Raw genomic sequence first — 9,048 nt, 5'->3', positions numbered from 1 at the left:
CAGCGCCCAAACGCTCCCACCAGCCACAAAAAAAAAAAAAAAAAAAACCCCCCCCCCCCCCCCCCCCCCCCCCCCCCCCCCCCCCCCCCCTCCGCTCAGGCGTGCCCGGTCAGCGGCCCGCGAGCTGTGCCAGCTTCCGGCCGGCCTTCAGGTACGCCACCCCGGCCGGGTCCGTCAGCTTCTCGGTCAGCACCTCGTTCAGCGGCCGGATCGCATCGGCCTCCGCGAGCACCACCGTCTGCTGGCCGTCCTCGCCCTCCACGACCAGCCGCAGCGCGTTCTGCTTGGCCAGCCGCCGCGCCGCCGAGGCGCTCGGCGTGAACTCCAGCACCTTGGTCAGCACCGCGGCCACCGTCTCCGCGCCGTGCTCGGCGACGTCGACGACCGGCAGCGACTCCACATCGGAGAACGACTTCTTGGAGAACTGCGCGACGAAACCGGCGCGCGCCGCCATCGCCGCCTCCAGGCCGTACAGCGCGGCCACGACCTCGCCCGCGAGGATCTTCTTGAGGTCCATCGGGTGCAGCGAGCGGTCCGTGACCCGGCCCAGGACGAGCGCGATCTCCGCGTCCGTCCACTCCGTCCACGCCTTGAGGTACGGCTCCATCAGCCGGTCCGGCACCGACATGATCTTGCCGAAGACATCGTCGGCGGGCGCGCTCAGACCGACGTAGTTGCCCTTGGACTTGGACATCTTGGCGCCGGTGCCGTCCGTGCCCTCGATCAGCGGCATGGTCACCACCAGCTGCGGCCGCTGCCCGCGCAGCTCCATCAGCTTGCGGCCCATCTGCAGATTCAGCAGCTGGTCGGAGCCGCCCAGCTCGACATCGCACTCCAGCGCCACCGAGTCCAGGCCCTGCGCGATGGGGTAGAGCAGCTCCGTCATCGTCAGACCGGAGCCGGCCGCGAGCCGGTTGCGGAAGTCCTCGCGCTGCAGCAGCTGCGAGGCCGGCACCTGGGCGAGCAGCCCGAGCAGCTCGGGGAAGGTGTACGGCGCCAGCCACTCGCTGTTCTGCCGGAAGCTGACCTTCTCGAAGTCGAAGAAGGGGCGGACCTGTTCGCGGTAGGTGGCGAGGTTGTGCGCGATGTCCTCGTCGGTGAGCGGCGGGCGCTCGGCCGTACGGCCCGACGGGTCGCCGATCTTGGCGGTGAAGTCACCGATGATCAGCGTGACGTCGTGGCCGAGGCGCTGGAACCGGCTCAGGACGATCAGCGGCACCGCATGCCCCAGGTGCACATCGGTCGCCGTCGGGTCGATGCCCAGCTTGATGTGCAGACCCTTGCCGGCCGCCCGGCGCTCCTCGATCCGCTCGGCCAGCTTCTCCACGCCCGGCAGCACCTCGACCGTACGGGCCGCGATCAGCTCGGCCTGCTCCTTGGCGGGCAGGTCCGTCAGATCGAGATAGCGCCGGTCGCCCGTCTCCTCGAGCAGCTCCCGGACGGTGCCGTCCGAGGAGAGGTCGGCGGAGAGCAGAGTGCTGGCGCGGGCGACGGATTCGCCGAGGCGTGTCATGGCGTTCCTGATCGATCGTGGTTCCCAAACGGGAGGACAAGCAGGCAGTCTATTAGGCCGGGCGGGCAACTCCCGCGCCGTCGTACCCGCAGCCCGTCGCCGTGCGCGCGCCGGGCCGCTGCGCCGGGCGGCCCGGCCTCGCTCACACTCCCTGGCTGACCGAGCTCATGTTGAAGTCCGGGACGCGCAGCGCGGGCATCGCCGCACGGGTGAAGTAGTCGCTCCACTCGCGCGGCAGGGTCCGCTCCGTACGGCCCGCCTCCACCGCCCGGGACAGCAGGTCCACCGGCGACTCGTTGAACCGGAAGTTGTTCACCTCGCCGGTCACCTCGCCGTTCTCGACCAGATAGACGCCGTCCCGGGTCAGCCCGGTCAGCAGCAGCGTCGCCGGGTCGACCTCGCGGATGTACCACAGGCAGGTCAGCAGCAGCGCGGGACCGTCGTGCCCGGCGGCCGCGACCATCTCGTCCAGGGAGCGCGAACCACCGCCCTCCAGCAGGAGGTTGTCGATCGCCGGCGCCACCGGCAGACCGGTCAGGCAGGCGCTGTGCCGGGTGGTCACCAGCCGGTTCAGCACCCCCTCGCGCACCCAGTCGGTGGCCGTCAGCGGCAGCCCGTTGTCGAAGACCGACGCATCGTCCCCGGAGGAGTGCGCCAGCACGAACGGTGCGCACTCCAGACCGGCCGCCCCCGGGTCGCTGCGCAGCGTCAGCGGCAGCTCGCTGAGCCGCTCGCCGAGCCGGGTACCGGCGCCGGGCGCCCCGGCGGCCTCGTCGGCCCCGGCCGGCCGCGAGAAGACCGTACGGCCCTCGGCGGCGTCCCGGGCCCCGGACGACCAGAGCTGGTAGATCAGCAGATCGGCGACGGCGGTCGGCGGCAGCAGCGTCTCGTACCGCCCGGCGGGCAGCTCGACCCGCCGCTCGGCCCAGCCCAGCCGCCGGCCCAGCTCGGCGTCCAGCTCCCGCGGATCGACGTCGGTGAAGTCGCGGCTCGCCCGGCCGGCCCAGGCCGAGCGGGGCACCGCCCCGTCGGCACCCGGGGCCTTGGCGTTCAGCTCCAGCGTCCCGGTGGGCTGGTCGTGCCGCAGCCGCAGCCCGGCCGAGGTGCCCAGGTACGACGAGACCACGCCGTGGTGGGCGAAGCCGTACAGCTCACGGCCGCCGGCGCGGGCCTGCCCGAAGGCCTCCCCGAGGGCCGGCGCGAACGCCGCGAAGACGTCCGAGGAGGTCTCGGCGGGCGCGTCGGTGAAGTCGGCGGACGCCTTCTCGCCGCCGACCAGCGGCTGGGCGTCCTCGGCGGGTCCGGCGTCCCGCGCGGCCGCCTCCGCGGCCCGCACCAGCGGCTCCAGGTCGTCGGCGGTCACCGCCGAGCGGGAGACCACACCCGACGCGGCGCCCTGCCCGCCGTCCACCGTCGCCACGACCGTCAGGGTGCGGCCGCGGGTGACGCCGTTGGTGGTCAGCGCGTTGCCCGCCCAGCGCAGATTGGCGCTGGAGTGCTCGTCGGCGATGACCACACAGCCGTCGGCGCGGGACAGCTCCAGGGCCCGCTCGACGATCTCGTGCGGCCTGCTCGTACGGGGCGTACGCGTGCTCATCGACCGGCCTCCTGCAGGGTGTTCACGGTGTTGACGCCCTCGGACCGGGCGGACGGACAGCGGTGCGGGACGGCGGTGGTGGTCGCCAGTGCAGAGACTACCCACCGGCCGCGGCGCCGAAGGGGCGCTGTCATGCGCGCCCCGACTCGGCCGAGGTGTTGAGGATGTTCACCCCCCGGAACAGCGCGGACGGGCAGCCGTGGGACACCGCGGCGACCTGTCCGGGCTGGGCCTTGCCGCAGTTGAAGGCGCCTCCGAGGACGTAGGTCTGCGGTCCGCCGAGCGCGGTCAGGGAGCCCCAGAACTCGGGGGTGACGCCCTGGTAGGCGACGTCCCGGAGCTGCCCGCACAGGCGCCCGTTGCGGATCGCGTAGGCCCGCTGCTGGGTGAACTGGAAGTTGTAGCGCTGCATGTCGATCGACCAGGAGCGGTCGCCGACGACGTAGACGCCGCGCTCCACCCCGGCGATCAGCTCGTCGGTGGACGGCCCCTGCGGCGCCGGGCGCAGCGAGACGTTCGCCATCCGCTGGACCGGCACATGGCTCGGCGAGTCCGCGTACGCGCACCCGTTGGAGCGCGCGAAGCCCGTCAACTTCGCGATACGGCGGTCGAGTTGGTAGCCGACCAGGGTCCCGTCCTTCACCAGGTCCCAGGACTGCGCGGCCACTCCCTCGTCGTCGTAGCCGATCGTCGCCAGGCCGTGCTCGGCGGTCCGGTCGCCCGTCACGTTCATGATCTCGGAGCCGTACGCGAGGGTGCCGAGCCGGTCGAAGGTGGCGAACGAGGTCCCCGCGTACGCCGCCTCGTAACCCAGCGCCCGGTCCAGCTCGGTCGCGTGCCCGATCGACTCGTGGATCGTCAGCCAGAGGTTGGACGGATCCACCACCAGGTCGTACGCACCGGCCTCGACGCTCGGTGCGCGCATCTTCTCGGCGAGGTACTCCGGGATCCTGGCCAGCTCGCCGTCCCAGTCCCAGTGACCGCCGGTCAGGTACTCCCAGCCGCGCCCGACCGGCGGGGCGAGGGTGCGCATCGAGTCGAAGTCGCCGGCCGGGTCCACCGCGACCGCGGTCAGCTGCGGATGCAGCCGGATCCGCTGCTGGGTGGTGCTGGTGCCCGCGGTGTCCGCGTAGAACTTGTTCTCCTGGACGGTCATCAGCGAGGCGTCCGTGTGGGCCACGCCCGGCGCGGCCAGCAGCCGGGCACTCCACTCCGCCAGCAGCCCGGTCTTCTCGGCGTCCGGCACGTCGAAGGGGTTGACCTCGTACGAGGAGACCCAGGTGCGGTCGGGATGCGCCGGCTCCGCCGCCAGCTCCACCCGCCCACCCGTCGCCCACCGCCGCCCTTCGGCAGAAGCGCTTCGCGCTGCCCCTCCCGATTCCGCGGCCTCGGTCACCTTCGCCGACAGCTTCGCCATCGCCACCGCCTGCGAGGCCACCCGCGCCGCCGCGTCCATCGTCAGATCCACCCCGGACGCGAATCCCCAGGCCCCGCCGTGCACCACCCGGACCGCGTAGCCGAGGTCGGTGCTGTCCGAGGTCCCCGACGTACGGGCGTCCCGCAGCCGCCAGGAGGCGCCGCGGATCCGCTCCAGGCGGAAGTCCGCGTGGTCGGCGCCCAGCGCGCGGGCCCGGGCCAGCGCGGCATCGGCCAGCGCGCGCAGCGGCAGGGCCAGGAACGAGGCGTCGAGGGCGTGGGCATGGGGTGCAGCAGGCAAAGCGTCCTCCCGTGGTCGGCGCCTGCATCATGCCCTGCGCCGCGTCCCCGGCCCAGAGGACACCGGCGCGCGCCGCGGCGCGTCGGCCGCGTTCTGTGGGGACCCGACAGTGACCGGGCCGCTCGCCTGTCCGTGCTCGATTCCACGGAAGGGGCCGGTGACCGATAGTTTCGTATCGAACGCAGGACGGACAGAAAAGGGAAAGGGTGATCTCTTGAGCCGCTCGGTTCTGGTCACCGGAGGTAACCGCGGCATTGGCCTCGCCATCGCCCGTGCCTTCGCCGAGGCAGGCGACAAGGTCGCCATCACCTACCGCTCGGGGGAGCCCCCCGCCGGGTTCTTGGCCGTGAAGTGCGACATCACGGACAGCGAGCAGGTCGAGCAGGCGTACAAGGAGATCGAGGAGAAGCACGGTCCGGTCGAGGTGCTGGTGGCCAACGCCGGCGTCACCCGTGACCAGCTGCTGATGCGGATGTCCGAAGAGGACTTCACCTCGGTCCTGGAGACCAACCTCACCGGCACGTTCCGGGTGGTCAAGCGCGCCAACCGGGCGATGCTGCGGGCCCGTAAGGGACGCGTCGTGCTGATCTCGTCCGTGGTGGGCCTGATGGGCGGCGCCGGGCAGGCGAACTACGCCGCCTCCAAGGCCGGTCTGGTGGGCTTCGCCCGCTCGCTCGCCCGGGAGCTGGGCAGCCGCAACATCACCGTCAACGTCGTCGCGCCGGGCTTCGTCGACACCGACATGACCCGGGTGCTCACCGACGAGCAGCGGGACAACATCGTCAAGCAGGTGCCGCTCGCGCGGTATGCGCAGCCCGAGGAGATCGCCTCCTCGGTCCGCTTCTTGGCCTCCGACGAGGCCGCGTACATCACTGGAGCCGTCATTCCCGTCGACGGCGGATTGGGCATGGGTCACTGATCAGCATGAGTGGAATCCTCGCAGGCAAGCGCATCCTGGTGACCGGAGTCCTCACCGAGGGATCCATCGCCTTCCACGCGGCCAAGGTCGCGCAGGAGCAGGGCGCGGAGGTCGTGCTCACCGGCTTCGGGCGGGTCTCCCTCGTGGAGCGCATCGCCAAGCGGCTGCCCAAGCCGACCACGGTCATCGAGATGGACGTCACCAACCCGGAGCACCTGGACGGCCTGGCCGCCAAGGTCAGCGAGTACTTCGGTGACGACGAGGGCATCGACGGCATCGTGCACTCGATCGCTTTCGGCCCGCAGGGCGCCTTCAACTTCCTGGAGGCCGACTGGGAGGATGTCTCGACCGCGCTGCAGGTCTCCTCGTACTCCCTGAAGTCGCTGACCATGGCGCTGCTGCCGCTGATGGAGAAGCGCGGCGGCGGCTCGGTCGTCGGCATCACCTTCGACGGGTCGATTGCCTGGCCGAAGTACGACTGGATGGGCGTCGCCAAGGCCGCCCTGGAGTCCACCGGGCGTTACCTGGCCCGTGACCTGGGCGGGCGGAACATCCGCGTCAACATGGTCTCGGCCGGCCCGATCAAGTCGATGGCCGCCAAGTCCATCCCGGGCTTCGAGGAGCTGGCGGACGTCTGGAACCACCGCGCGCCGATCGGCTGGGACCTGGCCGACCCGGAGCCGGCGGGCCGTGGCGTCGTCGGTCTGCTCTCGGACTTCTTCCCGAAGACGACCGGCGAGATCGTGCACGTCGACGGCGGCGTGCACATGATGGGCGCCTGACGCCTCTCCTCCCTCCCGATCACGTCCGTACTGCCCGTCCCGGCCACCGGGGCGGGCAGTACGCGTTGGGGTGGGGTGGTATGGCCTGCGGGTGCCGAGGTACGGAGCGCCCCAGTACGGTGCTCAGCGCCCCGGCACGGCGAGCCGGCAGCCGAAGGGGTGCGCGCCCGCCTCGGCGGCGGCCAGCTCCGCGTCGCCCGCGCGGATCGCCTCCACCAGCCGGGAGTGGTCCATGTGCGCCTCCGGGCGCAGCTCCTCGCCGACATCGGCGCGCAGGAAGTCGCGCAGCACGCCGCCGAGGTCGGCGTAGATCTCGGCCAGTACCTCGTTGTGCGAGGCCGACACGATCGCCATGTGCAAGGTCGCGTCCGCCTCCACGAAGGCCTCGGCCGCACCGGACTCCCAGGCGGCCTCGCGCCGCTCCAGCAGCGTGTCGATCTGCCGCAGGTCCTGGTCGGTGCGGCGGCGGGCGGCGAGCCGGGCGGCGCTCGCCTCCAGGGCGCTGCGCAGCTCGGCGACGTGCTCGGGCTCGGCGGCCGCGAACCGGCGGTTCATCACCCCGGCCAGCTCGCTGGTCGCCACCACGTAGGTGCCCGAGCCCTGCCGGATGTCCAGCAGCCCGTTGTGGGCCAGCGCGCGTACCGCCTCGCGGACGGTGTTGCGGGCCACGCCGAGCTGCTCGACGAGTTCCGGCTCGGTCGGGATACGGGATCCCACCGGCCACTCACCGGAGGTGATCTGGGCGCGCAGCTGCGCGATCACCTGGTCGGCCAGCGCGGACCGGCGGGGCGAGGTCAGAGGCACAACTGCGCTCCGGGGTGCAGGGGTGGACAGGCGGTGGTGCGGCGCCCGTAGGGCCGTCGCGGCCCCCGGTGCCGCCCGGGACAGCCGAGGCTAGCGATAACGGCTGGACAACCATTCATCCCATGATTCTATGATGGCGTCCATGGCAGACGAAGACCTCGCGACCCTCGGCCCGGCAGCCGGGCCCCGCACGACCTCCACCGCCCGGCACTCCGAGGGCACCGGGCCGCAGGCGGGGCCGGGCGGGCCCGGTGCGGCCGCCGCCGAGAGCGGCCGGGCGGGCGGCGCCGTCGGCCGCTGGCTGCCGTGGATCGTGACGGCCGGGATCGTCCTCGCGGCGCTCAACCTCCGCCCGGCCATCACCAGCCTCGGGCCGCTCATGGCGGAGGTCCGCGCGAGCCTCGGCATGAGCGCCAGCGTCGCCGGACTGCTGACGTCCGTACCGGCCATGTGCTTCGCGGCCTTCGGCATCGCCGCGCCCCGGCTGGCCCGGCGCTGGGGGCCCGGCGCGGTCGTCTGCGCCGGGATGGCCGCGATCGCCGTGGGCGTCGCGCTGCGTCCGTTCGCGGGCGGCACCGGCGGCTTCCTGGCCGCCAGCGCGCTTGCCCTGGCAGGCATCGCGGTCAGCAATGTGCTGATGCCGGTCGTGATCAAGAGCTGGTTCCCCGAGCGGGTCGGCCCGATGACCGGGCTGTACTCGATGGCGCTGGCCCTGGGGACCTCGCTCGCCGCAGCGTTCACCGTGCCCATCACCGAGGGGCTGGGCGGCAGTTGGCGTAGCGGCCTGGCGGTGTGGGCGGCGCTCGCCGCGGTCGCGGCGCTGCCCTGGCTGGCGGTGCTGCGGCAGCGCGGGGCCGCCTCCGGCCCGGCCGCCGGTGGCGAGCGCCCCGAGGAGGCGCCGGTCCGGATCACCTCGTCGCCGACCGCCTGGGCGCTGGCCGTCTTCTTCGGGCTGCAGGCCACCGCCGCGTACATCACCATGGGCTGGATGCCGCAGATCTTCCGCGACGCCGGGGTCTCGGCGGGGACCGCGGGCGTGCTGCTCGCCGTCACCATGGCCATGGGGGTGCCGCTCTCCTTCGTCCTGCCGCGGCTGGCGTCCCGGATGCGGCATCAGGGTCCGCTCGCGGTGGCGCTCGGCCTGTGCGGTCTGGCGGGCTACGCCGGGCTGTGGCTGGCCCCGGCCGCCGGTGCCTGGGCCTGGGCGCTGCTGATGGGCGTCTCCAACTGCGCGTTCCCGCTGGCCCTGACCATGATCGGGATGCGCTCCACCAGCTCCGCCGGCGTCGTCAAGCTCTCGGCCTTCGCGCAGAGCGTCGGCTATCTGATCTCCATTCCCGGGCCGCAGCTGGTCGGCACGCTCTACGACCACAGTGGCGGCTGGGGGCTGCCGATCGCGCTGATGGCGGGGCTGATGGTGCCGCAGATCGCGGTGGGTGTGCTGGCGGGTCGGGACCGCCGGATCGAGGACGAGGCCTGAGTGGGACACTGGGCGCATGCCAGTGCTCGAACCGAATCCGCAGGGCGGCCAGAAGAAGCTGCTCCTCGTGCTGGGCCTCATGCTCGGCGTGACCGTCGTCGTCGCGATCGTCGCGAGTATCGCCGCTCCGTGAGCCGCCCGCGGCCCGGCCCCGGCCCGGCCCGTGGGTCCGCCGGCGGGTCCGATGGTGGGGGTACCCCCACCGTCCCCTAGGGGGTCGGCGTCAGGGGCAAGTG

At 72.6% G+C, this 9,048-nt stretch carries 8 protein-coding genes; 4 read left to right on the top strand and 4 right to left on the bottom strand.

What is annotated here, in order from left to right; genetic code table 11:
- Window positions 1–109 precede the first annotated feature (109 nt).
- The 3 genes from tyrS to ACZ5XZ_RS33930 all read right to left on the bottom strand — a co-directional run bounded on the left by tyrS (window position 110) and on the right by ACZ5XZ_RS33930 (window position 4,827).
- Window positions 110–1,513: a tyrosine--tRNA ligase gene (gene tyrS / locus ACZ5XZ_RS33940; RefSeq protein ID WP_468985232.1), complete on the bottom strand. Its 1,404-nt coding sequence runs from the start codon at window positions 1,511–1,513 to the stop codon at window positions 110–112.
- A gap of 142 nt (window positions 1,514–1,655) precedes the next feature.
- Window positions 1,656–3,110, bottom strand: a complete 1,455-nt coding sequence (locus ACZ5XZ_RS33935) for a metallopeptidase TldD-related protein (RefSeq protein WP_468985228.1) — start codon at window positions 3,108–3,110, stop codon at window positions 1,656–1,658.
- Between the two features lie 130 nt (window positions 3,111–3,240).
- Complete coding sequence (locus tag ACZ5XZ_RS33930; RefSeq protein ID WP_468985225.1) at window positions 3,241–4,827, bottom strand: TldD/PmbA family protein; 1,587 nt, start codon at window positions 4,825–4,827, stop codon at window positions 3,241–3,243.
- Between the two features lie 214 nt (window positions 4,828–5,041).
- On the opposite strand from ACZ5XZ_RS33930, the gene fabG reads away from it, so the two are divergent.
- Together fabG and fabI are read left to right on the top strand one after the other, a co-directional pair.
- Window positions 5,042–5,746, top strand: coding sequence for a 3-oxoacyl-[acyl-carrier-protein] reductase (gene fabG, locus ACZ5XZ_RS33925; protein WP_384441731.1), 705 nt, complete (start codon window positions 5,042–5,044; stop codon window positions 5,744–5,746).
- A 5-nt stretch (window positions 5,747–5,751) separates the two neighbouring features.
- On the top strand, window positions 5,752–6,528 hold the full coding sequence (gene fabI, locus ACZ5XZ_RS33920; RefSeq protein ID WP_467660390.1) for an enoyl-ACP reductase FabI: 777 nt from the start codon (window positions 5,752–5,754) through the stop codon (window positions 6,526–6,528).
- Window positions 6,529–6,651: 123 nt separating this feature from the next.
- Here fabI and ACZ5XZ_RS33915 read toward each other — a convergent pair whose 3' ends face one another.
- Entirely contained in the window at window positions 6,652–7,332 is a 681-nt protein-coding gene (locus ACZ5XZ_RS33915) for a FadR/GntR family transcriptional regulator (RefSeq protein WP_468985220.1), read from the bottom strand.
- A gap of 142 nt (window positions 7,333–7,474) precedes the next feature.
- Here ACZ5XZ_RS33915 and ACZ5XZ_RS33910 point away from each other — a divergent pair, with 142 nt between their 5' ends.
- A complete protein-coding gene (locus tag ACZ5XZ_RS33910) occupies window positions 7,475–8,812 on the top strand; it encodes a CynX/NimT family MFS transporter (protein ID WP_468985217.1) in 1,338 nt (445 codons plus the stop codon).
- Between the two features lie 16 nt (window positions 8,813–8,828).
- Entirely contained in the window at window positions 8,829–8,945 is a 117-nt protein-coding gene (locus ACZ5XZ_RS33905; protein ID WP_393501117.1) for an SGM_5486 family transporter-associated protein, read from the top strand.
- The last annotated feature ends 103 nt before the right edge of the window (window positions 8,946–9,048 follow it).

This window comes from Streptomyces sp. NPDC033270 (assembly GCF_055576575.1).
Note: the sequence above shows the minus strand (reverse complement) of the source record. Positions and strands in the feature narration are given on the sequence as shown.